Origin of the sequence: Segeticoccus rhizosphaerae, from assembly GCF_009192725.1 — a bacterium.
GTDB classification, from domain to species: Bacteria; Actinomycetota; Actinomycetes; order Actinomycetales; family Dermatophilaceae; genus Segeticoccus; species Segeticoccus rhizosphaerae.
The window spans coordinates 1-26,695 of record NZ_VOHR01000022.1 but is presented as its reverse complement, the minus strand read 5'-3'; the positions used below and the strand labels follow the sequence as shown (position 1 = coordinate 26,695).

The 26,695-nt window shown below is 69.6% G+C and carries 20 protein-coding genes, 2 tRNA genes and 1 pseudogene; 12 read left to right on the top strand and 11 right to left on the bottom strand.

Going from position 1 to position 26,695, the window contains the following annotated elements:
* Positions 1-1,157 (bottom strand): nicotinate phosphoribosyltransferase (locus tag FRW57_RS03650; protein ID WP_238999276.1); only part of this gene is annotated, 1,157 nt, incomplete at its 3' end.
* A 143-nt stretch (positions 1,158-1,300) separates the two neighbouring features.
* On the opposite strand from FRW57_RS03650, the gene clpS reads away from it, so the two are divergent.
* From clpS to FRW57_RS03600, 10 genes are all read left to right on the top strand, one after another.
* Complete coding sequence (clpS, locus tag FRW57_RS03645; protein WP_137122095.1) at positions 1,301-1,591, top strand: ATP-dependent Clp protease adapter ClpS; 291 nt, start codon at positions 1,301-1,303, stop codon at positions 1,589-1,591.
* Positions 1,592-2,185: a DUF2017 domain-containing protein gene (locus tag FRW57_RS03640; protein WP_137122096.1), complete on the top strand. Its 594-nt coding sequence runs from the start codon at positions 1,592-1,594 to the stop codon at positions 2,183-2,185. It begins immediately after the preceding gene.
* 45 nt (positions 2,186-2,230) lie between these two features.
* Positions 2,231-3,730 (top strand): glutamate--tRNA ligase, encoded by a 1,500-nt coding sequence (gene gltX, locus FRW57_RS03635; protein ID WP_152185322.1) that lies wholly within the window; start codon positions 2,231-2,233, stop codon positions 3,728-3,730.
* 4 nt (positions 3,731-3,734) lie between these two features.
* A complete protein-coding gene (locus tag FRW57_RS03630; RefSeq protein ID WP_137122098.1) occupies positions 3,735-4,511 on the top strand; it encodes an HAD family hydrolase in 777 nt (258 codons plus the stop codon).
* Positions 4,508-4,975 carry a fluoride efflux transporter FluC gene (locus tag FRW57_RS03625; protein ID WP_202911571.1) on the top strand — a complete coding sequence of 156 codons (468 nt, stop codon included), beginning with the start codon at positions 4,508-4,510 and terminating at the stop codon, positions 4,973-4,975. Before FRW57_RS03630 ends, FRW57_RS03625 begins: the two co-directional genes overlap by 4 nt.
* Positions 4,976-5,081: 106 nt before the next feature.
* Entirely contained in the window at positions 5,082-5,432 is a 351-nt protein-coding gene (locus FRW57_RS03620) for a DUF190 domain-containing protein (protein WP_137122099.1), read from the top strand.
* On the top strand, positions 5,429-5,806 hold the full coding sequence (gene crcB / locus FRW57_RS03615; RefSeq protein ID WP_137122100.1) for a fluoride efflux transporter CrcB: 378 nt from the start codon (positions 5,429-5,431) through the stop codon (positions 5,804-5,806). The genes FRW57_RS03620 and crcB overlap by 4 nt, the downstream gene beginning before the upstream one ends.
* Before the next feature lie 45 nt (positions 5,807-5,851).
* Positions 5,852-6,571 carry a GNAT family N-acetyltransferase gene (locus FRW57_RS03610; RefSeq protein ID WP_137122101.1) on the top strand — a complete coding sequence of 240 codons (720 nt, stop codon included), beginning with the start codon at positions 5,852-5,854 and terminating at the stop codon, positions 6,569-6,571.
* 59 nt (positions 6,572-6,630) lie between these two features.
* Positions 6,631-6,702: transfer RNA gene (locus tag FRW57_RS03605), tRNA-Gln, on the top strand.
* Positions 6,703-6,811: 109 nt separating this feature from the next.
* Positions 6,812-6,887 (top strand) — tRNA-Glu (locus tag FRW57_RS03600).
* A gap of 128 nt (positions 6,888-7,015) precedes the next feature.
* On the opposite strand, the gene FRW57_RS03595 is transcribed toward FRW57_RS03600, so the two are convergent.
* From FRW57_RS03595 to FRW57_RS03565, 7 genes are all read right to left on the bottom strand, one after another.
* Positions 7,016-8,116 carry an alanine racemase gene (locus tag FRW57_RS03595; RefSeq protein WP_137121797.1) on the bottom strand — a complete coding sequence of 367 codons (1,101 nt, stop codon included), beginning with the start codon at positions 8,114-8,116 and terminating at the stop codon, positions 7,016-7,018.
* An 86-nt stretch (positions 8,117-8,202) separates the two neighbouring features.
* A complete protein-coding gene (locus FRW57_RS03590; protein ID WP_137121798.1) occupies positions 8,203-9,159 on the bottom strand; it encodes an aminotransferase class IV in 957 nt (318 codons plus the stop codon).
* A 208-nt stretch (positions 9,160-9,367) separates the two neighbouring features.
* Positions 9,368-10,828, bottom strand: coding sequence for a protein adenylyltransferase SelO (locus FRW57_RS03585; protein WP_137121799.1), 1,461 nt, complete (start codon positions 10,826-10,828; stop codon positions 9,368-9,370).
* A 36-nt stretch (positions 10,829-10,864) separates the two neighbouring features.
* Entirely contained in the window at positions 10,865-11,185 is a 321-nt protein-coding gene (locus FRW57_RS03580) for a DUF202 domain-containing protein (protein WP_137121800.1), read from the bottom strand.
* Position 11,186: 1 nt separating this feature from the next.
* Positions 11,187-11,546, bottom strand: coding sequence for a YidH family protein (locus FRW57_RS03575; RefSeq protein ID WP_152185321.1), 360 nt, complete (start codon positions 11,544-11,546; stop codon positions 11,187-11,189).
* A gap of 139 nt (positions 11,547-11,685) precedes the next feature.
* Positions 11,686-12,975, bottom strand: coding sequence for an MFS transporter (locus FRW57_RS03570; RefSeq protein WP_238384697.1), 1,290 nt, complete (start codon positions 12,973-12,975; stop codon positions 11,686-11,688).
* Positions 12,976-13,068: 93 nt separating this feature from the next.
* Positions 13,069-14,163 (bottom strand): MBL fold metallo-hydrolase, encoded by a 1,095-nt coding sequence (locus FRW57_RS03565; RefSeq protein WP_137121803.1) that lies wholly within the window; start codon positions 14,161-14,163, stop codon positions 13,069-13,071.
* A gap of 159 nt (positions 14,164-14,322) precedes the next feature.
* Here FRW57_RS03565 and FRW57_RS03560 point away from each other — a divergent pair, with 159 nt between their 5' ends.
* Positions 14,323-15,225 (top strand): LysR family transcriptional regulator, encoded by a 903-nt coding sequence (locus FRW57_RS03560; RefSeq protein ID WP_137121804.1) that lies wholly within the window; start codon positions 14,323-14,325, stop codon positions 15,223-15,225.
* A 47-nt stretch (positions 15,226-15,272) separates the two neighbouring features.
* Here FRW57_RS03560 and FRW57_RS22955 read toward each other — a convergent pair whose 3' ends face one another.
* Positions 15,273-16,289, bottom strand: coding sequence for a lamin tail domain-containing protein (locus FRW57_RS22955; RefSeq protein WP_137121805.1), 1,017 nt, complete (start codon positions 16,287-16,289; stop codon positions 15,273-15,275).
* Positions 16,290-16,571: 282 nt separating this feature from the next.
* Between FRW57_RS22955 and FRW57_RS03550 the strand changes: the two genes are divergently transcribed.
* Entirely contained in the window at positions 16,572-23,510 is a 6,939-nt protein-coding gene (locus FRW57_RS03550; RefSeq protein WP_152185320.1) for an OmpL47-type beta-barrel domain-containing protein, read from the top strand.
* Between the two features lie 66 nt (positions 23,511-23,576).
* Here FRW57_RS03550 and FRW57_RS03545 read toward each other — a convergent pair whose 3' ends face one another.
* Positions 23,577-26,138 (bottom strand): WD40/YVTN/BNR-like repeat-containing protein, encoded by a 2,562-nt coding sequence (locus FRW57_RS03545; RefSeq protein WP_152185319.1) that lies wholly within the window; start codon positions 26,136-26,138, stop codon positions 23,577-23,579.
* Between the two features lie 167 nt (positions 26,139-26,305).
* A pseudogene (locus FRW57_RS23935) lies at positions 26,306-26,695 on the bottom strand (hypothetical protein); the annotation flags it as partial.

Below are 26,695 nucleotides of genomic sequence, written 5' to 3'. Positions count from 1 at the left end.
GCCCGGGCGGCCGCGAGGTCGGCGGCGGCGACGACCTCGCCGTCCCGCACCAGTGGCACCAGCAGCGACCGGTCGTCGCCGTCGTCGACCGCGGCGTCCCCGATCCCGATCACCTCGGCCTCGGCGACCCCGCGACGGTTCAACCGGCGCAGGGCATACTTGCGGCCGCCGATCGACAGCTTGTCCTTGCTCTTCTTGGCGACCCCGATCAGCGAGCCGTCGGCGCCCTCGCGCGCGACCAGCTTGTAGACCAGGCCCGCCGTCGGCGCACCAGACCCGGTCACCAGCGAGGTGCCCACGCCGTAGGAGTCGACCGGCGCGGCCGCCAGTGCGGCGATGGCGTATTCGTCCAGGTCGGAGGTCACGACGATCCTGGTGTTCGTGGCCCCGAGCGAGTCGAGCTGCTCGCGCACCTCGCGCGCCTGGACGAGCAGGTCGCCGGAGTCGATCCGCACCGCGCCGAGCTGCGGTCCCGCGATCTCGACGGCCAGGCGCACGGCGCGCGGCACGTCATACGTGTCCACCAGCAGGGTGGTCCCCGGCCCGAGGCTGGCGACCTGCGCCTCGAAGGCCTGTCGCTCGTCGTCGTGCACGAGGGTGAAGGCGTGCGCGCTCGTGCCCGCGGTCGGCACGCCATACGTGCGCCCGGCCTCCAGGTTGCTGGTTGTGGAGAAGCCCGCGACGTATGCCGCGCGGGCGGCGGCCACGGCCGCCCACTCGTGGGTGCGGCGCGACCCCATCTCGATGCAGGGTCGGCCGGCCGCGGCGCCGACCATCCGCGAGGCCGCAGAGGCAACTGCGGCGTCGTGGTTGAGGATCGACAGCACGAGCGTCTCGAGCAGGACGCCCTCGGCGAAGGGCGCCTCGACGATGAGCATGGGTGAGCCGGGGAAGAAGCACTCGCCCTCGGCGTAGCCCCACACGTCGCCGGAGAACCGGTAGTCCGACAGGTAGTCGAGGGTCTGCCGGTTGACCACCCCCGCGGTGCGCAGCCGATCCAGCTCGGCCTCGCCGAACCGGAAGTCGCGCAGCGCCTCGACCAGCCGTCCCGTTCCCGCCACTACTCCGTAGCGGCGCCCCTCGGGCAGTCGGCGCGCGAAGACCTCGAAGACACTGCGCCGCTCGGCGGCACCGCTGGCCAGGGCTGCCTCGAGCATGGTCAGCTCGTAGTGGTCGGTGAGCAGCGCCGTGCTGGCTGTCGGGTTCACGCCGGGAGCCTACCGGCACGTTCGTGCCCTCCACTGTTGCTGGGAGGTGGCGTCATCGATGACGCCACCTCGCAGCAACTACGCTGGGGCCTGTGTCCATCGCGCCCGCCGAGCAGCAGGAGGCCGACGTCGCTCCCGACGTCCGGCCGGACACCCCGTGGATCACGTTGGTGTGGAACGACCCGGTCAACCTGATGTCCTATGTCACCTGGGTCTTCGAGACCTACTTCGGCTACTCCCGGGCCAAGGCGGAACGATTGATGCTCGACGTGCACCAGTTGGGCAAGGCGGTCGTCTCCAACGGCACCCGCGAGAAGATGGAGCGCGACACCGAGGCGCTGCAGGGCTACGGGCTGTGGGCCACCTTCAGCAAGGACGAGTGAGTGGCCAGAGCCTTCCAGCGCAAGGGTGATCACTTCGTCGCCAAGCTCGACGAGGCCGAGTTGCAGGTGGTCTGCGCCCTGCTGACCCAGACCCGCGACCTGATCGCGCCTCCCGAGCAGGCGAGCACCGGCGATCCCTTCGACGACCTCGTCGCGAGCCTCGGTCCCGTCACGCCCGACGACGCCTCGAGCCTGGACACACCTCGCGACCCGGCGCTGGAGCGGCTGGTTCCCCGCGCCAACCGCGAAGACGACGAGATCGCCGACGAGTTCCGCAGGCTGACCGAGCGGGGGCTGCGCAGCCGCAAGGCGGGCAACCTGCAGGAGGCGATCGACGCTCTCCTGGCGGCGGACCCGCCCAAGGTCTCCCTGGACCAGGGCCAGGCCCAGGCGGTTGCCATGGCGCTCACCGACGTCCGGCTGGTCCTCGGGGAGCGGCTCGGCCTGCGCACCGACGAGGACGCCGAGGCCCTGCAGGAGAAGCTCGCGTTGGCCGAGCAGGAGGACGAGGACGACCCCGTGCTGCTGCTGTCGGCCTACTACGACTTCCTCACCTGGCTGCAGGAGTCGGTCACTCTCGCGCTGATGTCCTGAGCCCGCTGGGGAGACCGACAGCGCTTCACTAGGCTGAGGGCCACCATGACTGCATCGACCCCTGCCTCGACCCTGACCGGCCCCCGCCTGCGCGTTGCCCCCTCACCGACCGGTGACCCGCACGTCGGCACGGCCTACATGTCCATGTTCGACCTGGCCTACGCGCGCCAGCAGGGTGGCCAGTTCGTCCTGCGGATCGAGGACACCGACCGCAAGCGGCTCGTCGAGGGCGCCGAGGAGCAGGTCTACGACACTCTCCACTGGCTCGGGCTCGACTGGGACGAGGGACCGGACAAGGGCGGCCCCTTCGCGCCCTACCGCCAGTCCGAGCGCTTGGAGACCTACCAGCCGTATGTCGACCGGTTGCTCGCCGAGGGCAAGGCCTACCACTGCTGGTGCTCGGCCGAGCGGCTCACGCAGATGCGCGAACGACAGCAGAAGCTCAAGCAGGCGACCGGCTACGATCGGCTCTGCCTCGGGAAGACCCGCGAGGAGCGGGCCGAGCTGCCCGGTTTCACGCAGACGCCCGTGGTGCGGATGCTCGTGCCCGAGGACGTCGACCTGACCTGGGACGACCTGGTCATGGGCCGGTCCAGCGCGCCGCGCCCGGACGACCAGGTCATCCTCAAGGCCGACGGCTTCCCGACCTATCACCTTGCCGTCGTCGTCGACGACCACGAGATGGGCATCACCCACGTCGTGCGCGGCCAGGACTGGATGTCGAGCACTCCCAAGCACACGCTGCTCTACCAGATGCTCGGCCTGGAGCCGCCGAAGTTCGCCCACATGCCGCAGCTGCTCGAGTCGGGCAAGAAGAAGATCAGCAAGCGGCGCAACCCGTGGGCCCGGCTCACCTGGTTCCGTGAGCAGGGCTACCTGCCCGAGGCGCTGGTGAACTTCCTTGCCCTGCAGTGCTACCCGCCGATCGTCGAGGCCGACGGGTCTGAGCGCGAGATCTTCACGTTCGCCGAGTTCACCGAGCGTTTCCAGTGGGACAAGGTCAAGCGCGCGGGCGCGATCTTCAACCTCGACAAGCTCGAGTGGCTCAACGGCCAGTACATCAGAGCCCTGGACGTCGACGACCTCGCAGACCGGATCGTGGCCCACCTGCGGCGGGTGGGCGTGATCGAGGGCGAGCCGACCGACGAGCAGCTCGCGCTGCTGCGGGCCGCCACCCCGTTGGTGCAGGAGCGCATGCAGCTGCTCTCGGAGGCGGAGGGGATGCTCGCGTTCCTCCTCGTCGCCGACGAGGACGTCCTGGTCGAGGACGATGCCGTCGCCTCGCTCAAGGGCGACCCGGCACAGGTCCTCGACGCAGCGCTGCCGGCTCTCGAGTCGCTGGACTCGTGGGCGGCCGACGACATCCAGGCCGCCCTGCGGGCCGCGATCGTGGACGGCCTGGGCATCAAGCCGAGGCTTGCCTTCGGACCGCTGCGGGTCGGCATCACCGGCCGGCGTGTCTCGCCGCCGCTGTTCGAGTCCATGGAGATCCTCGGCCGGGAGTCGACCCTGGCCCGGCTGCGCTCCTTCCGGGCCACCCTCTGAGCCGATGACCGCCAGCGCCGGCTCCCTGCTGCTCGACGTGGACGACACCCTCGTCGACACCCGGGCCGCGATGGTGGCGGCCGGCACCGCCGCGGTGGCCGCGCTCTGGCCGGAGGCGGGAGCCGAGGTGCACACCCGGGGCGGACTGATCTTCCACGGTGACCCGCGCGGCTACTTCGACCGCTTCGTCACAGGCGAGCTGACCTTCGCGCGGATGCGTGAGGCCAGGATCGCCGCCATGATCGACACCCTCGGGCTCCGCCCGGTCGAGGACATGGCCGGCCGGTTCGAGCGGGCCTACTCGCCGGCCTTCGCCCGGTGCCTACGGGCCTTCCCCGACGTCCGGCCGGCCCTCGACGAGCTGGCCGGCGCGGGGGTCCGGATCGGGGCCCTGACCAACTCCGACGGCCAGGCCACGGCCCGCAAGCTGCAGCTGACGGGGCTGGCCGAGGACTTCACGATGGTCGTCACCACCGACAGCCTGGGCTTCGGCAAGCCCGACCCTCGGGTCTTCGAACACGCCTGCGAGCTCTTGGGATCCGTGCCGAGCCAGACCGTCTACGTCGGAGACCACATCGAGGTCGACGCCCTCGGGGCGGTGAAGGCCGGGCTCGTCGGCGTGTGGCTGCGCCGGGAGGGGCCGCACGGTCCACGACAGGACCAGCACCGCACGGAGGATGACGCGCTCGCGGAAGCACACGGCATACCGGTCATCACCTCCCTCGCCGAAGTCATCGGGCTCGTGGCGGCGGCCGGGGAGGGCGAGGAGCGATCCGGGTGACGCAGTCGGTGCAGCGCTCCAGACTGGCTCGTGCACGGCTGCGCGCCAGGCGGCGGGTCGAGCGCCGACGCACCCTCGCGACCGTCGGTGTGGTCGCGATCGGCGGCGCCGTGGGGGCGGTGTGCCGCTACCTTGCCGGTGTGGCTTGGCCGACCGGGCACGGCACCTTCCCCGTGACCACGTTCGGCGTCAACGTCGTGGGGTGCGCTCTGATCGGCGTCTTCCTCGTCCTCGTCACCGATGTGTGGACGCCGCGGCCGCTGCTGCGGCCCTTCCTCGCCACCGGTCTGCTCGGCGGCTTCACGACCTTCTCGACGTATGCCGTGGACGGCCACGGCCTGCTCACGTCCGGCACGCCCGTGCTCGGACTCGTCTATCTCGTGGCCACGCCGGTGGCCGCCCTGGTCGCGGTGTGGGTCGCCGCGGCCGGCACGCGGTGGCTCGTCACCAGGAGGCTGACATGACCACACCCCACGACGTTCTCCACTTCCCTGCCACCGCACGAAGTTCTCCGCTCCGCACCGATACTTCGCCGGGGCCCCGGCCTCCGATACTTCGCGAGGACAACACATGACGCTCGACGGACCCGCGACCCGGCTCACCGTGATGGTGGGCGAGTCCGACACCTGGCACCACAAGCCGGTCTTCACCGAGATCGTCCACCGGGCCCACGCATTCGGGCTCGCGGGCGCCACGGTGGTGCGCGGGATCGAGGGATTCGGGCCCTCCCGGCACATCCACACCACGCGGATCCTGTCGCTGTCCGAGGACCTGCCGGTCATCGTGGTAGTGGTCGACAGCAGGGAGCGGATCGAGGCATTCCTGCCCGAGCTCGCGGAGCTGGAGCTCGAGGGGCTGGTGACCCTGGAGCCGTGCGAGGTCGTGCGGTATGCCGGCCGGCCGGGTGAGGAGGACGGGTGACCCTGCTGCTGGTCGCGGCCGGCGCGGCGGTCGGGGCACCGCTGCGCTACCTCACCGACCGTGCTGTGCAGTCCCGCCACGACACGGTCTTTCCCTGGGGGACCTTCGCGGTCAACGTGGTGGGGTCCTTCGTGCTCGGGGTCGTCGTCGGGGCGACGGTGGGCGGTGGTGTGGGTGCCTTCCGGGTGGAGCTGCTGCTCGGCACGGGCTTCTGCGGCGCTTTCACGACCTACTCGACCTTCTCCTACGAGACGCTGCGGCTGGTCGAGGAGGGCGCGACCCTGCACGGCGTCCTCAACGTGACGGGCAGCGTGCTGTGCGGACTCGGTGCGGCCTTCGGCGGCTACTTGCTCGCTGGCGCGGTCTGGGGCTGAGCCGCGGGACGACGCTGAGGCGAGGACTCGGCATACAGTCTCGGGGTGTTCCTCACCACACCCTTCACCGACCTGCGCCTGACCACTGCTGACCTCGTTCTGCGTCCGGTCGACGAGGCCGGTCTCAGCACGCTGGTCGTGGTGCTGCCGGACGACGTCGAGCTCGACCCGCGGGCCACCACGTATGACGGGGTGGGCCCCCACGAGCGCCGCGCTGCCGCGCTGCGACAGACCACCTGGGCTTCGGCGGGGACGTGGAGCCCGGCGGACTGGGCGCTGCCCTTCGTGGTGGCTGCCGGAGGCGAAGTGGTCGGCAGCCAGGTGCTGGAGGGGACGGACTTCCGGCACACCCGCACGGTCGACTCGGCGTCGTGGTTGGTGCCGGGCGCACGGGGCCGCGGGTGGGGTGTGCAGGCGAGGGCCGCGGTGCTGGCGCTGGCCTTCGGGTGGCTGGAGGCGGAGTATGCGGTCTCCTCGGCGTGGCACGACAACCACGCTTCGCTGGCCGTCTCGAGGAGGTTGGGCTACGAGCCGAACGGGGAGACGATCCACCACGGCGGGGACCGCGTGGACACGATGGTGCACCTGCGGCTGCGTCGCGCCCGCTGGGTCGAGGACGGGGCGGGGGACACCGTGCGCGTCGAGGGGTTCGCGGCGTGCCGCCCCTACTTCGGGCTGCAGGGGCGAGGACCGGAGGACAGAGCCGCGGGCGAGTCGACGGAAGAGGAGCAGGCGGATTTGGGTCGGGTGCGTCCGGGCCGGTAAGGTTTGCCCTCGGGTCACCGTCCGAAGGCCGCGAGGCGCGCGGACCGGTGATACCCCCTTGGGGTATGGTGTAATTGGCAGCACGACTGATTCTGGTTCAGTTAGTCTAGGTTCGAGTCCTGGTACCCCAGCGCTGTTCGTTCCCGGCCGCGAGGCTCGGGCGATTCGGAGAAACCCCACCGCACCCGGTATGGTTCTTCCGCTGCCTGGCGGACGTCACGTCAGGACAGCACCAGCTAGGGCCCCGTTGTGTAGCGGCCTAGCACGCCGCCCTCTCAAGGCGGTAGCGCGGGTTCGAATCCCGTCGGGGCTACCACCACAAAACCCCTGCTCAGCGGGGGTTTTTGTCGTGTCTAGGGGCCGCGAGCGGCGGCCACTTTTCGCCGCGGGTACACAACGGGTACACAAGGGGTACACCTGCGAGAGCCCGTCGAGTCCGGTGCGTCAGACGAGCGCGCGAGCGTCGACCGGCCACCGGTCGAGGATCTCGCCGGCACGGGTGAGCACCAGCTCCTGGGCGAGGTTGACCGTCGGGCACACGTGGTTGGGGACCAGCTGGACCACCGAGCCGACCCCCGGCGCGTCGTCGCCCGCGCCGTGCAGCGTCGCGACGCCGTGGTGGTCGTTGAGCCGCTCGAGCCGGACCGAAGGCCAGCCCACGACCTCGGCGTAGCCCTCGAGCCACGGCTGGGTCTCCCGGCCCAGGCACTTGGTGCCGGCGTCCAGGACCAGCTGGCCGGGCACCGCCCGACTCACCACGGTGGACGCCACGGTCAGGGCCACGTCGGCGTCCCGGCAGCTGCCGATGGCGACCTGTTGCCGGTCACCGAACACGTAGGTGCCGGGCCGTTCCTCCGTGACCGGGCCGGTCGCGGACAGCATGGCGGTGGGGGTGGATCCGGCGCTGACGACCCGCGGCTCGACCCCGTTCGAGCGCAGGGCTGCTGCTGCCTCCGCGAGGCCGTCGACCTCGTCGCGAGCGGCCCGCTGGGGAGCGTCGCCGAGGCCGTAGGAGTGTCCACCGTGGGTGAAGACGCCGGCGACATCGAGGCCGAGTCTCGCCGCGTGGACCGCGAGCGCTCCAGCGTCCGCCGGGCGCACTCCGGTGCGGTGGCCTCCGGTGTCGACCTCGACCAGCACGCGGAGCGATCCCGGTGTCGCGCCGAGGGCGCCTGCCAGCGCATCCGCCGAGACCGTGGAGTCGAGCCCGACCGAGAGCGTGACCTGGTCGGCGAGCTGGCGCAGCAACTGCTTCTTGGGGCCGCCGGGCCAGACCGGATAGGCGACGAAGATGTCCTCCACCCCGGCGTCCGCGAGCACTCGCGCCTCACCCAGTGTCGCGCAGGTGAGTCCCGTCGCGCCGTGCTGGAGCTGCAGCTGAGCGATCTGCACGGACTTGTGCGTCTTGAAGTGCGGGCGCAGGTCGACGCCGCGCTCGCGCGCCTGCCGACCCATGGCCTCGATGTTGCGGTCGAGGACGTCCCGGTCCACGAGCAGGGACGGGGTGTCGAGCTGGTCCACGAGTGTCGGTGCGAGGTCAGGCATGCTGCGGATGCTAGCCGGGTCCCGCTCCCCGGAGGGCGCGGGCCGGTTTTCCAACGTGCCCGCTCACGTGCCTTGAGCCAGCGAGATCACACCGTGCTCCGGACGGACGCAGTTCCCACGCGGTCGGATGCCTCGCCATAGTCCACGGCGAACGACAGTGCCGGATCGGAGTGCAGATCCCAGTAGCGATCACGGATCCGGGAGGTCAGCGAGCCGACCTTGGAGTCGCCGACGGGTACGCCGTCGAGGCTGGCGACCGGCATCACGCCCCCGGCGGTGCTGGTCAGGAAGATCTCCTCGGCGCGATAGAGGTCGCTCACCGGAAGGTCACCGACATGCACCGGCACGTCCAAGCTCTCGGCGATCTCCATCGCGGTCTTGCGGGTGATGCCGAGCAGCACGCCACGCTCCGGCGTCTTCAGCGCCCCGTCGACCAGCGCGAACACGTTGAAACCCGGGCCTTCGGTGACCAAACCGTCCCCGTCCGTCAACACCGGCAGCCAGGCGCCCCTGTCATAGGCCTCATACAGACCCCGGACCAGGTCACCCCAGTGGAAGTTCTTGACCGTCGGGTCAACCGCACCGGGTGGGATGCGCCGCGTGGTGCGCGCGACGATGATGTCGGCGCCGCCCTGGTCCTGCATGTCGGGGTTCACGAGCCAGACGTAGGGGATCGCGTAGGCATACAGGCGGGGAGTCAACCGCCGCGGATCACGCTCCCCGGCGCCGGGGACACCTCGGGTGACGACCACCTCGACGTAGGCGTCCTGCAGCCCCGACCGGCGAACGGTCTCGATCATGATCGCGCGTACCTCCTCGCGCGTCGCCGGGGGCGTCATGCGCAGACGCTCGCAGCCGCGCCAGAGCCGGTCCAGGTGATCGTCCAACCGGAAGAAACGGCCCCGCCACACCGCAGCGACGTCGTAGGTCAGGTCGGATCGGACGAACCCGGTGTCAAGGATCGGGACCCTCGCTTCCGAGATCGGCACGTATTCGCCCTCGACCCACGCACACCCGTCGCTGAAAGCATTCTCACTCGCCATGGTTGCCTCCGTCTCACACTCTCGCGCCGGGACGTCCGGCTCGGTTCATGACAGGATTGGTCACGTCGGCTCACGGGCCACGATGCACCAGTGGGCCGAGGCCCTCGACGCGATCTTAGCCAAGGGGCCAGAGCACGACGGGCAGGAGCCCGGGTCCCAACGGCATACAGACCAATCCGTATGGCGGGTGCCGGCGTCCGTCCGACCCTCAGGTGCCGCAGAAGGTCTGGTACGGCCCGAAGTCCGCGGGGGCAGGGGCCGCGTAGCGGTCCAGGCCCGGGCGAGCCTGGTAGGGGCGGGCGAGCACGTCCAGCAGCTCTTCACAGGGAGCCAGGTCACCGTGGCCCGCGGCGCCCAGCGCCTCTTCCACGAGGTGGTTGCGGGGGATGTAGACCGGGTTGGTGCGGTCCATCGACGCGGCATCCGGCGCGCGGGCGAGCCAACGGGTGAGCCACTCGTCGAAGGCCGTTCGGTCGCCGAACATGCCGCGCGCGGGGGCGGCGTCGCCGCGGGCCGCGGTCGCAAGGTGGCGAAAGAAGCTGGTGTAGTCGACGCGGTCCTTCTGCAGCAGGGCGAACAGGTCGTCGACCAGAGCTGAGGACTCCGCGTGGTCGTCGTCGGGCAGGCCGATCTTGGCCCGTATGCCGGCCGCCCAGGCCGCGCTGTACCGGGTCCGGAAGGCGCCGAGCGAGGCGGTGGCCAGCTCGATCGCCTGCTCTGGTCGCTCGTCCAACAACGGCAGGAGGGCCTCCCCGAGCCGGGCAAGGTTCCACTCCGCCGCGATGGGCTGGTTGCCGTAGGAGTAGCGCCCGGCATCGTCGATGGAGCTGTAGACGATGGCGGGATCGAAGGCCTCGATGAACGCGCACGGTCCGTAGTCGATGGTCTCGCCGGAGATCGTCATGTTGTCGGTGTTCATGACCCCGTGCACGAATCCGACCAGCATCCACTCGGCCACGAGCGAGGCCTGTGCGGCCACCACCGCGTCGAACAGCGCCAGGTAGGGGCGCTGGGCGTCTGCCGCGGCAGGGTGGTGACGGTCGATCACATGGTCCGCGAGGCGCCGAAGAAGGCCGAGGTCGCCGGTGTTGCGCGCGTACTGGAAACTGCCGACACGCAGATGGCTGGACGCGACCCTCGCGAGCACCGCGCCAGGCAGGAGGCCCTCCCGGCGCACCGTTCGACCGGTGGCGACCACGGCCAGGGATCGTGTGGTCGGGACACCGAGGGCGTGCATCGCCTCGCTGACGACGTACTCCCGGAGCATCGGGCCGACCACGGCCAGGCCGTCACCACCTCGCGCGAAGGGAGTGCGCCCGGAGCCCTTGAGGTGCAGGTCGCGCAGGCGTCCTTCGGCGTCGGCGATCTCGCCGAGCAGGAGGGCCCGCCCGTCGCCGAGGCGGGGGGAGTAGCTGCCGAACTGGTGCCCGGCATAGGCCTGGGCCACCGGCGCGGCGCCGTCGGGCAGCGCAGTGCCGAGCAGCAGGCGCACCCCCTCGGGACTGCGCAGAAACAATGGATCGAAGCCGAGCTCACCAGCCAGCGCCTCGTTCAACAGGAGCAACCGTGGATCAGGCGCTTCCTCGGCCCGCCACGCCACAGCCAGCTCGGGGAGCTCGCGCGCGAACCGGTCCCCGAGAGCTGGGATGGTCAAGGGCACGGTCGTCATCTGTTCAAGGCTACCTCGGGACCTGCCGCCGCCACCTCAGCGACGCAGGAGCGCAAGGTCCGCCAGTATCCCCAGCCCCAGCACGACGGTGACGAGCGCGAGCAGGACTGGTGCCCCCTCACTGCTCGGACGTGGCCGGCGGCTCTGGCTGATGGCGCGGTGGTAGCGACACCGGCTCCCCAGAAAGACCCAGCCGATCAGCAGGGCGAGCACGACGGTGACGGCATCGGCCACGGCGCCGAGTTGTGGGTGCGACAGGCGCTCCCAGGCGCCCGTGGCCACAGCGAGGGACAGGGCCGTCCGTTGCCAGGACAAGGCAGTCCGCTCGGCTTGCAGACCAGATTGCGCGAGGTCCACGTCAGGCCAGCGTGAGCACGACGGTGCCTATGAGGCCCACTGCCGCGGCCAGAAGCAGTGCTATGGGGAGCGCCGGAAGGCGTTCGTGGCGCCTCATCGCCCGCTCCGCGCGTGCCCAGCGCCACCATGAAGCGACAGCGCAGAGGATCCCGAGCAGGACCAAGATGCTGGTCAAGGTGCTCTGAACAGCGGGGGAGATGGTCAGTTCGATGTGGTTGAGCGCAACTCCCGCTGCCAGCAGGGACAGCGCAGTCCGAATCCAGGCCAAGAATGTCCGCTCGTTCGCAAAACTGAACCGGTAGTCGGGGTCGTCCCCAGCGGCGTAAACCCACCCTGGCCAGCGCTGGTCGTGCTCGGGCACGGCCAGATCGTCCGAGGCCGTGCCCGGCCGTGAGGGGGTGGTGGTCTGTGGTGTCGATTCCACGCGTATTCCTTGTCAGGCCGGGAGTGTTGCCCTGCGGAGTCGAGGACGCCGCAGGGCAACGCTGGCAAATGGCTGGTCAGGCGGCCTTGGCCACGACGGAGGCGAGTGGCTGCTCGCTGATCGAGGCACGGTAGGACTCTCGCGTCCGGTAGATGCTGGCTGCACTGACGAGGCAGACCGCCACCACGAGAGCGGCCACGTAGATCGGGTTCCCGCCGCCGAAGACCAACAGGCTGCTGGCCACCAGCGGTCCAACGCCCGCACCCAAAGTGGTGGACAGCTGGTATCCGAGCGACGCACCGGTGTAGCGCATCTTGGCGCCGAACATCTCCGTGACGAAGGCTGCCATCGGCCCGTACATGCAGGCCTGGATCAGAGGGTTGCCGATGATGAACGCGAGCAGGACCAGCGCTGTGGATCCCGACCTGAGCAGCTCGAAGATCGGCACGGCCATCACGGCTCCCGCGATGGCGCCGGCGATCATCACTGGGCGGCGTCCGACGCGGTCCGAGAGGGCTGCGAACGCAGGGATCGTGAAGATGTGCAGGAACGAGGCGGTTCCGTGGGCGAGCAGGACGGCCGTCCTGCTCGCGCCGCTGGTGACGGCCAACGAGATGGCGAACGTGGCGAGCAGGCCCTGGATCAGGAAGGCGCCGGAGCAGCTGGAGACCGCCAGCAGCACCTCCTTGTGGTGGTTGGTGAGGACCTCGATGATCGGCTTCTTCTCGGCCTTGTCGTGCTTGACCTCCTGGAAGACCGGGCTCTCGGCCACCTTGAGGCGGACGACCAGACCGACCACGACGAGCACCGAGCTGAGCAGGAACGGGACGCGCCAGCCCCACGACAGGAACTGTTCCTGCGGAAGGGTCGCGAAGGCGGTCATGACCAGGGTGCCGAGCAGTGCGCCTGACGGGCCACCGGCGTTGGTGAAGCTCGCCATCATGCCGCGGCTCTTGGCTGGGGAGTGCTCGAGCGACATGAGCGCGGCTCCTCCCCACTCACCGCCGACGGCGATGCCCTGGATGACGCGCAGCAGGATCAGCAGGATCGGGGCCAGTTCGCCGATCTGGTCGTAGGTGGGCAGCAGGCCGATGAGCGTGCTTGCCACGCCCATGATGGTCATGGTCATCACGAGCATGGACTTACGGCCGAGTTTGTCGCCGAAGTGTCCGAAGACGACGCCGCCGAGCGGCCGGGCGATGTAGCCGGCGGCGAGCGTCCCGAAGGAGGCGACGAGTCCGACGGCGGGTGAGAGGTTGGAGAAGAAGACGTGCCCGAACACCAGGCTGGCGGCGAGTCCATAGAGCAGGAAGTCGTAGAACTCGATCACGCTGCCCAGGTAACTGGAAAGGACGACGCGTCGCATGGAGGACTGACTGGAGATTGGCGGTGATGCTGCTGTGGTCATAATGTCACCTTGGGGGTAGGCGTGGGGGAACTGTTGGAGGGGGAGAACGCGCTAGAGCGAGCTGGTAGCTGTGGCGAGCTCACCGGGTTGCGATGACTCGATCCGAGGGTCGCCGAACGGGATGGTGTCCAGGTCAAACGGAACGAGGAACTGGCCGTCGAAGGTCTTTCGGGCGCCGTTCCAGACGTCGGGAGAAGCGGTACTCGGCACAAGGTGGTGCAGGGCGAGTGCCCTCGCGCCGGCGCTGGCGGCGACGGTGCCCGCCTGCTCGGGTGTGGTGTGGGCCTTGCGGTGGTGCTCCATGCCGGCTTCCACGGCGGCCGGGTCCTCGCCCTGGTAACGGTCGGCGATGCCGGTCAGGTCGATCGCCTCGTGCAGGAGCAGGTCGGTGCCGCGCGCCAGCCGAACAAGGTTGTCGCACGGCGCAGTGTCACCGGAGATCGTCACGGACCCCTGGGCGGTCTCGAAGCGGAACGCGAAGGCCGGCGCCATGGGTTGGTGTTGGACGAGTACGGCAGTCACGGTCACGAGGTCATCGCGGTAAACCTCGATCGGCGCCATGTCGGGAGACGGGTTGTCGTTGGGGTGGTAGTCGAGGCCGTCCGGGATGACGATCTCTCGCGGTTGAAACCATTCCAGCGGAGAGGGACGCAGGGTGTCGAAGATCCTGTCGTTGAGGTCGGTGGCGTAGGCATCCACGATCCTCTCGAGGGTGCCTCGGACACCGGGGGTCGGAGCGCTACCCCCCACAGGGGTGGGAGCGATCCCCTTGACGTGCGCGGAGACCGGCGGAAGCATTCCGCGGTCGCCCGGACCCACCAGCTGGATCGGAGCCTGCCGCTCACGCTGGGCTGCGAGCGCCAAGGTGCCCCACACCACCAGATTGGGCAGGTCAATCGTATGGTCCGAGTGCAGGTGCGTGATGAAGATGGAACGGACGTCGGCGATGTCGAGGCCTGCGAGTACCAACTTGGTGCCGACACCCTCGCCGCAGTCCACGAGGTAGACCTTCCCCTCGACGACGACCGCCGTGGCGATGCCGGACCGTCGACCAGCGGCCGGTCCCTGCCACCACCGCGGCCCCCCGGCTGTGCCCAACGTGACCACATGAGGAACGGATGGGTCGAAGGTTGGTGGGATCGACATGGGCTCTCCTGGACTCAAGGGGCGTGGGTGGGACTCGGGCGCTGCCGGGCGGACGTCGGTGTCTGCGGCCTGGTCGCTGTGAAGCGCTGGTCACCAGACTGGCGGAGAAGGTATGTTTTGAAAAACATAAGTTGCTGTGGTGATTCTTAAGGGGAACTTATGAGTGAGATCACGCTGCGCCAGTTGGAGTACTTCGTGGCCATTGCGGACTCGGGGACGCTGAGCGGCGCGGCGACCAACTGTCATGTGTCGCAGGCTGCGGTGTCGCTGGCCCTGAGCGACCTCGAACGCGGTCTTGGGGTCCAACTCGTGATCAGACGCAGGGCCAAGGGCGCCGCCGTGACGCCGGCGGGGCGGATACTGGCTGTCCGCGCTCGCAGGATCCTTTCGGAGACACTGGAATTCGCCGCCTTCGGCGAATCGCTACAAGGACGGCTGAACGGTCCCATGAGCGTTGGGTGTTACTCGGCCTACTCCTCGAGGGTTGCCCCACCGCTCATCCAGTACTTCGCCGAAGAACACCCGGCAGTTTCCTTCGACCTGGTGGAGGGCTCGTCCACCGACCTGCAGGAGGCGCTGCTGTCTGGCCGGCTCGATGCGGTCCTCATCCTGCGGGGGCACGTGCTGCCGCAGGTCCAGTTCGAATCGGTCGTCGAGATGCGACCGGGCGTCCTCCTGCCCGCCGGACACCGACTCGCTGGGCAGGACGCGGTGTCCCTCGCTGACCTCCAGGACGAGAGTGTCATCCTGTCCGCGGTGCGGCCAGCGGACACCTTCGTGTTGGCGATGATGCAGGAAGTCGGGGTGGAACCCCACGTCGCTTGGCGAAGCGAGAGCACTGAGGCAATCAGGTCCATGGTGGGCCGGGGGTTCGGGTATGCCGTGTTGTTGTCGGCATGGCCGGGCCTGGTGACCCAGGAAGGGAAAGCGCTGGTGTTCAAGCCAATCGCCGAGGATGTGCCGACGAACGCTTTCGTCCTGGCCTACCCGCGAGGCACCAGTCTGACCGAGAAGCACCACATCCTGCTGGACTTCTGCCGCAGCCACTTCGACCCCTTCTAGCCTCGCACACGACCGGTGCGCGGCCATCGCGGCGCCGCCGTGCGAACTCAGCAGGTGACGGAGGAGCCCCCGCCGCTGTAGGTGCACTTCGAGGCGAGCGTCCCCACGCTGTTGCGCAGGTATGCCGTGTCACCGGTGTTGTTCCACGTGTGGCCCCACCCGGCATACAGGTGGGTGACGGTGTTGCTGCCCTTGCTCGAGTGGATGGTGACCGATGCGCCCGCGCTGAGACTGAACGTCGGGAGGGTGTAACGGTTTCCGGCCAGATCACTCAGCCGCCAGCCGGTCAGGTAACGACGGGACGCGCTGCTGTTCTTCACCACGACGGTCTCGTACCTCGCGTTGGCGGTGGTGTCACTGCCGGCTGGGTTGTAGACGATCCTGGTGATCTTGACCTCTGTGACGGATGTGCCGCTCGTGGGTGCGGCCTTGACGATCCTGGCGGGAGACCACTTCACCACGACGTTGCTGCAGCCCGCAGCAACCTTTTTCAGCGCGGCCTTCTCGGTGCGGTCCACCGTCAGCTTCCACCGCAGCTTCACTGCGGTCCACTCGCGGACGTAGCGGCAGCGATCGTAACGGGGCAGCCACTGGGCCGCATCCCTCGCTCCCTTGGACCGGTTAGCGGTCGCGCTGACGGCCACGAGAGCCCTTCCGTCGCCGAGGTCGTTGGCATAGCTCTGCCGGGTTGCTGCATTCCAGCTGCGGGCCCCCGACCCCCAGGCCTCCGCGAGCGGCACCAGGTGGTCGATGTCCAGGGACGAGGCATAGGTGTAGGTCTTGCGGTCGTAGTAGGAGACCCATTTGCCGCGCTTGATGGCGCAGCCCGACGCCCGCACCCGGGACTCGGCCGCCAGGACCTCGGCGCGGGTGTTCTGGCAGTCCTTGTTGGCGTCGACCCAGTGCTTGAACTTCGTCCTGTCGTAGCCGGCGTTGGACTCGCTGGCGACGGGGAGATTGTCGACGGCGGTGCGCAGCCGGTACTCGGTCGCCTGTGACGGCAGCGCCCCGAACAGGACGAGGGCGAGTGTCACTGCGAGCAGCGCAGCGATCCGACGGGTCATGAGGCATCCAGGTGTCGAAGGCCGACGTGGATCCGTCGGTGTGAAAGGAGGTTTGGCATCGCTCGGCACCCGGCGCCGCCGCTGGTCGGCACGGTGCCGGGTGCCGTGCCCTCAGGGTGGCAGACAGGTAGCCGCAGGGACATCGGCCGAACGGACGACGCGGCTGTCAGCCAACCGGCCGCAACTCTTCGCCGAACGGCCCGTGGGCGTTGTAATCCCTTCCCTTCGCAGGGAACTCCCAGTTCACTTCAGGCAAGTTGTCACCACCCCTGGGAGATTGCCGTGTTGCGAAGCTCGACCACCACCGCTGGCCCGCGTTCAGCCCGTCGGCGCCTGTTGGCCCTCCTGTCCACCGCCAGCCTGGCGGCGACAGGCACGGCTGCTTTCGCCCCACCGGCCATCGCGGCCGCTGGCGGCTCAACCATCACGCTCAACGGTGGTGAGAAGACCTACACCGACTCGGCCGGAGACCTTTTCGCCAAGCTGGGTGCACCGCTCACCCTCGAGGTGACCGGCGGCAACAGCAACGGCTGCATCACCGTCTCCGGCGGTGGCTTCACCGGGCAGGGTCCTGTCGTCGGCTCGAGTTCTGCGACGTTCACGGCTGTTGCCGGATCCGGCAACGGTGAGCAGTTTGTGACGGTCACCTACTGGTCGAGTCCGAACTGCAAGGGCAATGGTGTAGGCGAGGACACGTCATACATGCTGGACAACACCGGCCCGGTCGTGACGGGGCAGTTGACACCGAAGCCCAACGAGGCCGGATGGAACTCCAGCGATGTCACCGTCACGTGGACCGCCACGGACAACGAAGGAGGGGTCGGCGTCGATGGAGGTCCCGAGCCAGCCACGACCGTGGTGAGCGAGAACGGCATCCGCACGAAGAAGGCCACGGCCACCGACCTCCTCGGAAACTCGGGCAACGGCGAAGTCGGCGTCCACCTCGATAAGGTCGGCCCCGCGATCACGGGCGCCCGCACGCCGGTGCCCAACGCCAAGGGCTGGAACAACACCGCCGTCACGGTCGACTGGACCTGCACCGACCCGACCGACCCGGGCGTGGTCGCCTCCGGCATCACGAGCTGCCCGGCGTCCCGAGTCCTGGACCAGGACGGCAAGGGCCAGAAGGCCACCGGGACGGTGCAGGACCGTGCCGGCAACTCGTCCTCGGCAACCGTCTCCGACATCAACATCGACACCGTCGCGCCGACGCTGCGCGGCGAGGTCGGCGGTGACCCGGTGGACGGCTGGTATCGCGATGACGTGCCGGTGACCTGGACCGCCACCGATGACGGCGGGTCCGGCGTCGCCGAGCAGCCGAACGCCGGTGTGATCCGCGGCGAGGGCTTGGGCCTCAGCACCACCGCGAGCGTCCGCGACAACGCGGACAACACGCGTCAGGCCACCTCGCCGGCCGTCAACATCGACCGGACCGCACCGGTCACGACCGTCAGCGCACCTCCGGCCTGGAACAAGAGCGATGTTTCGCTGACGCTCGACGCGAGCGACGGCCTGTCGCAGGTGAACAAGACCTACTACCAGCTCGACGGCGGCGACACCGTGGTCGGGAGCTCGGTGTCGGTCAGCGACGAGGGCAACCACTCACTGAAGTTCTGGAGCACCGACCGCGCCGGCAACACCGAGACCGCGCGGACCGTCGAGTTCGGCATCGACAAGACCGCGCCCACCATCGGCCACACGCAGGACCCGTCGGCCAACGTCGATGGCTGGAACAACTCCGACGTGACGGTGACCTTCCAGTGTGCTGACACCGTCTCCGGGGTCGCGAGCTGCACCGAGCCGCAGACGGTGTCCAAGGAAGGCGCCGCGATCTCCGTGGTGGGCACCGTGAGCGACAAAGCCGGCAACACCGCGAGCGACCCGGCGACCGTCAACCTCGACAAGACCGCGCCGGTCGTGAGCCTCTCGCCGCTGCCCGAGCCCAACGCCGCCGGTTGGTACGACCACGAGGTGACAGTCGGCGCGACGGCCACCGATGTGCTGTCAGGAGTCAAGACCAGCGACGCACCCCGCCGCTTCGGCGAGGGGGAGCAGCAGACCGCAACGCTGCTGGCGAGTGACCTGGCGGGCAACACCGGATCTGCGACCACCGCAACCGTCAACGTCGACCTCACCGCCCCGACCATCACCGGCAAGGTCCTGACCGAGCCCGGCTCCGGTGGATGGTTCACCGACGACGTCACCGTGCACTGGACCTGCGACGACAACCTGTCAGGCGTCGTCTCGTGCCCGGACAACTCGGTGGTCACGGGCGAAGGCAACGACCTCACCGCCAGCGCCAGCGTGCAGGACAAGGCCGGCCACACCACGACGGCAACGGTGACCGGGGTCAAGATCGACCGGAGCGCCCCCACGACGACGGCACATGACGTGCCTGCCGGGTGGGTCAAGGCACCCGCCACGGTTGCCCTGGACGCCTTCGACAACCTCTCCGGCGAGGTCACCACCTACTTCAGCGTCGACGGCTCCGACCCGGTCAAGGGCAACCGCGTGACGGTGGGCGCGGAGGGGCGCCACACCGTCTCGTACTGGTCCGTCGACGCTGCGGGCAACACCGAGCAGAAGCAGAGCTTCGCCGTGCAGGTCGACCTGAGCTCGCCGACCGTCACCGCGGTCCAGGCTCCGGAGGCCAACGCGCAAGGGTGGAACAACTCCGACGTCACGGTCCGCTTCGACTGTGCCGACCAGCCCGAGCTGTCGGGCCTGGCGAGTTGCACCGATCCACAGACCGTGACGGACGAGGGCCGCGCCCAGGAGGTCAACGGCTCCGCGATCGACTTCGCCGGCAACCGGGCGACTGGCTCCGCCGTCGTCGACCTCGACAAGACCGCGCCCAGCATCACCGGGAGCCCGGATCGGGCCGCCAATGACAACGGCTGGTATGACGACGACGTCACCGTGACCTTCCGCAGCGAGGACGCGCTCTCGGGCACCGCCTGGGTGACGCCGCCGCAGCGCCTCGGCGAAGGCGGCGACCAGTCGGTCACCGGTTCCGCCACCGACGCCGCCGACAACACCGCGAGCACGACGATGAGCGGCCTCAACGTTGACGAGACCGCCCCGTCGCTCAGCGCCGCGCCGACCGAGGCGCCCGGCCCGCACGGCTGGTACAACCACGACGTCACCCTCGAGTGGTCCGCGAACGACGATCTGTCGGGCCTCGACGGCGACAAGCCGGCGGACTCCATCCTGAGCAGCGAGGGAGGCGCGCAGTCGGCGACCGCCACCGTCCGCGACAAGGCAGGCAATCGCAGCACCGCGACCAGCGCACCCGTCAAGATCGACAAGACCGCTCCCGTCACGGACGCCGCAGCGCCGTCGGGGTGGTCCAACGGCGAGGTCCGGGTCCAGCTCACGGCTCGTGATGGCCTCTCCGGTCCCGACCAGACGTTCTACAGCGTCGACGGGGGCGACGAGGTCGCCGGCACCACCGTGACGCTCGACGACGAGGGCGTGCACGAGATCGCTTACCACAGCACGGACCTCGCGGGGAACGTCGAAGCGAGCAAGTCGACCACCGTCAAGATCGACAAGACGGCCCCGACGATCGCGCACGAGCAGACGCCGGCCAAGAACGGCAACGGCTGGAACAACACGGACGTCACGGTGACCTTCACGTGCGACGACCAGGCCGACCTGTCGGGCGTGCGCAGCTGCACCGGCCCGACGACCCTCACCGACGAGGGCCAGGGCCAGGTTGTCGAGGGCACGGCCACCGACGAGGCAGGCAACAGCAGCACCGACCGGGCGACCGTCAGCATTGACAAGACCGCGCCGACCATCATCGGCACCCGTGCCCCCGCGCCCAACAACGCGGGCTGGAACAACACCGACGTCACCGTGCACTTCGAGGCAGCCGATGAGGGCGGCTCCGGGGTCGACCTGCTCACGCCTGACACCATCCTCGGTGAGGGCACCGGCCAGAGCGTGCTCGGCACCGTCGTCGATGGGGCCGGCAACGCGACCAGCACGGAGGTCATGGGCATCAACGTGGACCAGACCGCTCCCACCCTGACGGGCGCGCCGATGCAGAAGCCGAACGCCGATGGCTGGTATCGCGGCGACGTCACCATCGGGTGGGAGGCCAAGGACGAACGCTCCGGCATCGCCACCCGGCCGGAGGACTCCGTCATCACGGGCGAGGGCAGCGGCCTGACCGCCACCACGACCGTGCAGGACCGGGCGGGCAACAGCACCACCGCCACCGGCCCAGCAGTGAACATCGACCGCACGGCGCCGGTCACGGGTGTGAACGCACCCGATGGCTGGAGCAACGGCGAGGTCAGGCTCACCCTCACCGCCGGCGACAACCTGTCCACCGTGGCCGGCACCTACTACCGGATCGACGACGGGGACCTGGCCCAGGGCACAGCGTTGACGGTGTCCGGCGAGGGCGTCCACCAGGTGCGCTACCACAGCGTCGACGTGGCCGGCAACGTCGAGGCGGAGCAGACCGCCCAGGTCCGGATCGACCTGACGCGACCCACCGTCAGGCACACCCTCACTCCGGCCGCCAACGAGGCGGGCTGGAACAACGCTCCGGTCACCGTCGACTTCACCTGCGACGACAGGCCGTCCGGAGTGGCGAGCTGCTCGCCGTCCGCCAAGGTGGAGACTGACGGCAAGGACCAGATCGTCACCGGGACGGCCGTCGACAAGGCCGGCAACACCCAGGTCGACGTGGCCAAGGTCAGCCTTGACACGGTCAAGCCCCGGATCTCCGTCGCTGCCGATCGCGAGCCCAACCGCAACAACTGGTATGCCGGTGACGTCACCGTGGGCTTCACCTGCACCGACGACCTCTCCGGGGTCGGCGACTGCAGCGGGTCTGAGACGCTCGGCGAGGGCGGCGACCAGCAGGTCACGGGCCACGCCCTGGACGTGGCGGGCAACTCCTCAGCCGTCACGGTCGGACCGGTCAACATCGACAAGTCGGCACCGCAGCTCAGTGGCGCCGTCACCACCCAGCCGAACGGGAACGGCTGGTACAACGGCGATGTCACGGTCCGCTGGTCGGGCGAGGACACCCTCTCGGGCCTGGACGGTCCCCTTCCCGGCGACGGCACGATCACCGGCGAGGGCACCGGACTGACGACCAGCGCGTCGCTGCGCGACCGGGCCGGCAACGAGACCACGACCACCAGCCCTGCGGTCAAGATCGACCGGCACGCCCCGACCACGGCGGTCTCGGACATCTCGGACTGGAGCAAGGACGACGTCACGGTCACCCTGACCGCGACCGACAACCTGTCGCAGGTGGCCAGTACGCACTACCAGCTCGACTCGCAGGCCCCGGTCAGCGGCACCGAGGTCACGATCTCCGACGAGGGCACCCATGTGCTCAAGGTGTGGAGCGTCGACCGGGCCGGCAACGTGGAGGCGGTGCGCAACCTCGAGGTCAAGGTCGACAAGACCGCGCCGAGCATCTCCCACGAACAGGAGCCGCTCGCCAACGAGCGTGGCTGGAACAACGGCGACGTCGAGGTCACCTTCACCTGCACCGACACCGACGGCGGCTCCGGGATCGCCTCCTGCACCGCGCCGCAGACGGTCACGAGCGAAGGCTTGCACCAGAGCGTGCTCGGCACGGCGGTCGACCACGCGGGCAACTCTGCGACCGACCCGGCGAGCGTGAGCATCGACAAGAGCGCGCCGACCCTGACCGGGCACCTCTCGGCCACGCCGAACAGCAACGGCTGGTTCAAGGACGACGTCACGGTCAGCTTCACCTGCGCCGACCAGGACGGCCTCTCCGGCGTCCTGTCCTGCCCCGAGAGCAAGACCCTGGGCGAGGGCGAGGCCCAGGAGGTGGGTGGCGCAGCAACGGACGCGGCGGACAACACCAGCAAGCGCGTCGTGGTCGGCAGCATCAACGTCGACAAGACCGCACCGGTGCTCAGCGGCTCGGCGACCGCGGCACCGAACGACGACGGGTGGTACCGCGGCGACGTCCTGGTCGCCTGGAAGGCCTCGGACCCGTTGTCCGGGCTGGACGGTGCCGTGCCCGCCGCCTCGACGGTGACGGGAGAGGGCGCCGACAACGCGGCCACCGCAACGGTGAGCGACCGCGCCGGCAACAGCACCACGGTGACCGTGGACGGCATACGGATCGACCGGACGGCTCCCAGCACGTCGGCGACCGCACCGACCGGGTGGCAGAACGACGACGTGACGGTGGAGCTCGCCGCCACCGACCAGCTCTCCGGGGTCGCCGCCACGTACTACCGGGTCGACGGGGCGGAGCGGCAGAGCGGCACATCGATCACGGTGAAGGAGCAGGGCCTGCACGACGTGGAGTACTGGAGCGTCGACAAGGCGGGCAACGCCGAATCGCGCCACACCGCCACCGTGCTCATCGACCGGACGCCGCCGAGCATCGCGGGTGCGGCCACCACCGAGCAAAACGGCGCGGGCTGGTATGCCGGGCCGGTGCGGGTGCACTTCACCTGCCAGGACCAGCCGGGTCTCTCGGGCATCCGGTCCTGCGAGCCCGATGCCACGCTGTCGGCCCAGGGCGTCAACACGGTGACCGGGAAGGCGTTCGACAACGCGGGCAACACCGCTGCTGCGACCGTGGACGGCATCCGGATCGACACCGTGGCACCGGCCGTCTCGGTCGGCGGTGTGACCGACGGCGCTGTCTACGAGCTGGGCGCCGCACCGACGCCCACCTGCTCGGCGACCGACGGCACGAGCGGCCTGGCCGGCCCCTGCTCCGGGGAGCGCACCGGCGGGACCCCGGGCGGTGTGGGCACGTTCATCTACACGGCCACCGCTTCGGACAAGGCCGGCAACACCGGTGTGGCCACGGCGACGTACAGCGTCCGGTACGCCATGGCGGACACGGTGTTCCTCGAGCCCGTCGCCGCCACCGGCCACCAGGGCACCTCGTCGACCGCGGTCTTCAAGGCCGGTCAGACGATCCCGATGAAGTTCCAGCTGCGCAACGCGGCGGGTGAGCTGGTCGAGGCCGGGAGCGCACCGCGCTGGATCACGCCGCAGCGGACCGGCGCCACCGGCGCCGCGGTCAACGCCGACGCACTCACGGACGGCGTGTCCAGCGGTGACACCTACACCCTGCAGGGCAAGGAGTACCAGTACAACTGGAAGACGGACAAGGCGCAGGCCGGCAGCACGTGGCGCGTCGGGGTGGGCCTGGACGACGGCCAGACGTACTACGTCACCGTCGGCCTCCGGTAGGGGGCAAAGCGATGGCCCCGGGGCCCGGCACTGAGCCCGGCCCCGGGACCTTCGTGGCCCGGACGGTCAGCGGATGCTGATCGTCCAGATCCCGCGCCCGTGCGTCGCGGCGACGACGCCCTTGCCGTCGGCCGAGGGAGACAACGCGTTGATGGACGCGTTCGGCAGCCCGGCCACGTGGGTCCAGCTGCCGGGGTGGCCGGCACTGCTGACGAAGGCGCCGACGTCGGTGCCGAGCACGAGCTTGCCGTGTGTCATCACCACGGCGTCACCCGGCGCGTCCGGCAGGTTGCCGGTGATGTCCGTCCAGTGCGCGCCGCCGTCGTGCGACTCGAAGACCACGCCCTGGCCGCCGCCCGGCACCCAGCGCCTCGAGTAGCCGTTGAAGACGGCGTAGACGTGCGCCGGATCGGCCGGATCCACCGTGACGCCGGCGATGTAGCGGTCCGGCAGCCCTGAGGTGTCGAGCCGGTGCCACGTGCCGCCGTAGTTCGTGTCGATCCCGGTCGCGAAGGTGGGTCCGGGGTTGCCCGAGCTGTCCACCCACGCGGCATACGTCGTCTTGCCCGTCGTGGCGATGGCTGTGGCGACGTTGGGAAGCCCCGCACCGTCCAGCCCGAGGTCGTGCACGTCCTTCCAGTCGCAGCTGTTGCCGCCGCACACGGTCCGCCAGCCGATCCTCGTCTCCCAGATCTTGCTGCCGCCCGCGACCCAGTGGTTGGTGTGGTGCGGGTCCATCGCGAGCGGGGCGATGAACCGGGCAGACGGGTCGCAGTTCGGCCCGTTGTAGTAGCCGCACTCGGGGCTGATGGTGGTGAAGTCATGGCCACCGTCGGTGGTGCTGTACATCGAGAGGTAGACGTACTCGCCGACCGCACGCTTCCAGTTGCCCGGGTCGACCAGGACGTTGCCGCCGTCACCGCCGGCGGGTTCGATGTTGAGCCGGCTGAAGGGCTTGAGCACCGAGCTGCCGTTGTCCTGCATCCCGCCCCAGTAGCCCACGCCTGCGCGCTGGCTCGGCTGTCGGCCGTTCGCGGCACCGTAGTACTGCAGCGTGTGCAGGCCGGCGTTGAGGTCGGACCAGGAGCCGTAGCCCACCACGGACGTCGGGCGTCGGTAGACCCCGCCGTCGTTGCCGATGACGATCCGGCCGTCGCCGGTGAAGGCGAGCGCGTGCTGGTCGGGGTGGGTCGTCTTGGGACAGCTGGTGCCGCAGGCCAACCCGTAGTTCCAGTAGGGACTGGCCGTGGTGAAGCTCTGCCCACCGTTGTTCGTCTGGAAGATCTCCTCGAGACCGAGGTACATCTTCATCGGGTCGTGCGGGTCGACGGCGATCGTCTGGTTGTACCAGGACTGCACGCCCACGTGGTATCCCGGCATGCCCTCGAGCGCCGACCCGGACGCGCCGAGCGAGTCGGAGTCGGCGATCTCGGTCCACGGCCCGGCAGGGTCACCGCTCGCCGAGACGAAGACGCCCTGCAGATTGGTCGCGTCGCCCGCGAGGAGCTTCTTCGGAGACTCGATGACGGCGTAGAGCCGCGAACCGTCCGCTGCGTAGGCGAGGCTCGTGCGGCCGATGTCCGAGGTGTCGATGTCGCCGGTGGGGGTCATGGCACTCCAGCTGCCGGCGTCACCTCCCCGGTGGGAGACGTAGAACCCGTTGTATGGCGATCCGTTGCGCCAGCCGAGCACCGCCAGCACGGTCTGTCCACCGGTTCCCGGCCGGATCACGACGTCGGTGATCATCGAGGTCCGGTACGGGTCGCCCGTCGGGTTCGGGTCCGGCTTGAGCACGAGCCGCCAGGCGCCGCTCGCGGTTCTCGAGGAGTGCCGGTAGAGGCCGACGCTCGTGGCGGCATACAGGTGCCCGTGGTGGTCGTCGCGCAGCCGGTAGACCTGCGCGTTCATCAGCTCGTCGCCACCGACGCGGGCGAAGCTGCGTCCGCCGTCGGTGCTGCGGAAGACCCCGATGCCGAGGTAGGAGTCCGAGTTCGTGTTGGCCTCGCCCGTGCCGACCCACAGCGAGTGGCGGGGGCCAATCGTGAGCGCGCCGATGGACAACGACCCCTGGTCGTCCCAGACGGAGTGCCAGGTGCGGCCGTTGTTGGTGGACTTCCAGACCCCTCCGTCGGCCGCCCCGGCGTAGAGCGTGCTGCCGTCGGCGGCGAGACCGGTGACCCGGCCGCTGACCAGGTCGAAGCCGGAGCCGGCGTTCGACCAGTAGGGATCGGTGTAGCCGGTCGGCTCGGCCTGCAGTGGTCGGTCGGTCACTTCCTTGACGCGCGCGAGGGCGGTGGGCATCGATGCGGCGTGGGCACGCGCGGCCACGACCGCCCGCGCGGACACGGAGTCGGCCGGGGCCGTGCGCATCGCGGTGTACTGCTCCGCGCGGTCGGCGACCTCGAGTGCGTCTCCCTCCGGCTCGCTCTTGCCGGTGAGCGCCGGGTGGGTCTGCGCCCGGGCGTGGTGGTGGACCTGCTGCAGGGCGGCTCCCTGCAACGGATTGTCCCGGCCGTTGCCCGCGGCGACCCCGGGCAGCGCGGTGGCGGTGATCGTGGCCGCGATGGTGGCGCCGACGGCCAGCGTTGCGGTTCGACCGGACAGGTGGTGGTGATGCTGCAGTTTCATGGGTTTCTCCAGACTTCCAGCGGGTGTCCGGATGGGCACCATCTAGCAGAGTGGCACCAGTTCCCCGAGACCGCAGCACGAGTTGTGCGCCCGCGTGCGGCAGGCGTCAGGTGGGAACAGGGAGACCCTGACGCCCTCTGCCTGAGGCCGCGTTGGCGACAGTGCGCTCAGTCGAAGCGGCGCGAGCTGAGGTCCTCCTGGGCCAACCGGCGCAGGGCCGCCAGCACCGGCTCCATCAGCAGGGTGCCGAGCACGACGTGGCGCAGCGCGGCCTCGGGAGAATCGGTCGGCACGCTCTCGACATCGAGCGCCGCGACGCCGGCCACGGTGCGGGCATAGTCCTGCAGCCGCTCCTCTGCCAGCTCGAAGTCGGCCCCACGCATCGTGTCCAGCGCAGTCTCGAGCTCCCGTCGGACGGGGGACTGCCCGTGCACCTGCCAGCCGAGGACGTCGACCAGCGTGTCGGCACGGGGGGTCGCGGGTGCGCCGCCGCGGTCCGAGCCGCTGTCACCGTCGTCTCGGCCGCACCGGTCGCCGCCGGCACCGTCGGGGAGGGT

Bases quoted from the DNA above. Each gene is read 5' to 3' on its own strand.
- gltX (WP_152185322.1), top strand. From the start codon at position 2,231: ATGACTGCATCGACCCCTGCCTCGACCCTGACCGGCCCCCGCCTGCGC.
- FRW57_RS03630 (WP_137122098.1), top strand. From the start codon at position 3,735: ATGACCGCCAGCGCCGGCTCCCTGCTGCTCGACGTGGACGACACCCTC.
- FRW57_RS03620 (WP_137122099.1), top strand. From the start codon at position 5,082: ATGACGCTCGACGGACCCGCGACCCGGCTCACCGTGATGGTGGGCGAG.
- FRW57_RS03595 (WP_137121797.1), bottom strand. From the start codon at position 8,116: ATGCCTGACCTCGCACCGACACTCGTGGACCAGCTCGACACCCCGTCC.
- FRW57_RS03590 (WP_137121798.1), bottom strand. From the start codon at position 9,159: ATGGCGAGTGAGAATGCTTTCAGCGACGGGTGTGCGTGGGTCGAGGGC.
- FRW57_RS03585 (WP_137121799.1), bottom strand. From the start codon at position 10,828: ATGACGACCGTGCCCTTGACCATCCCAGCTCTCGGGGACCGGTTCGCG.
- FRW57_RS03570 (WP_238384697.1), bottom strand. From the start codon at position 12,975: ATGCGACGCGTCGTCCTTTCCAGTTACCTGGGCAGCGTGATCGAGTTC.
- FRW57_RS03565 (WP_137121803.1), bottom strand. From the start codon at position 14,163: ATGTCGATCCCACCAACCTTCGACCCATCCGTTCCTCATGTGGTCACG.
- FRW57_RS03560 (WP_137121804.1), top strand. From the start codon at position 14,323: ATGAGTGAGATCACGCTGCGCCAGTTGGAGTACTTCGTGGCCATTGCG.
- FRW57_RS22955 (WP_137121805.1), bottom strand. From the start codon at position 16,289: ATGACCCGTCGGATCGCTGCGCTGCTCGCAGTGACACTCGCCCTCGTC.
- FRW57_RS03545 (WP_152185319.1), bottom strand. From the start codon at position 26,138: ATGAAACTGCAGCATCACCACCACCTGTCCGGTCGAACCGCAACGCTG.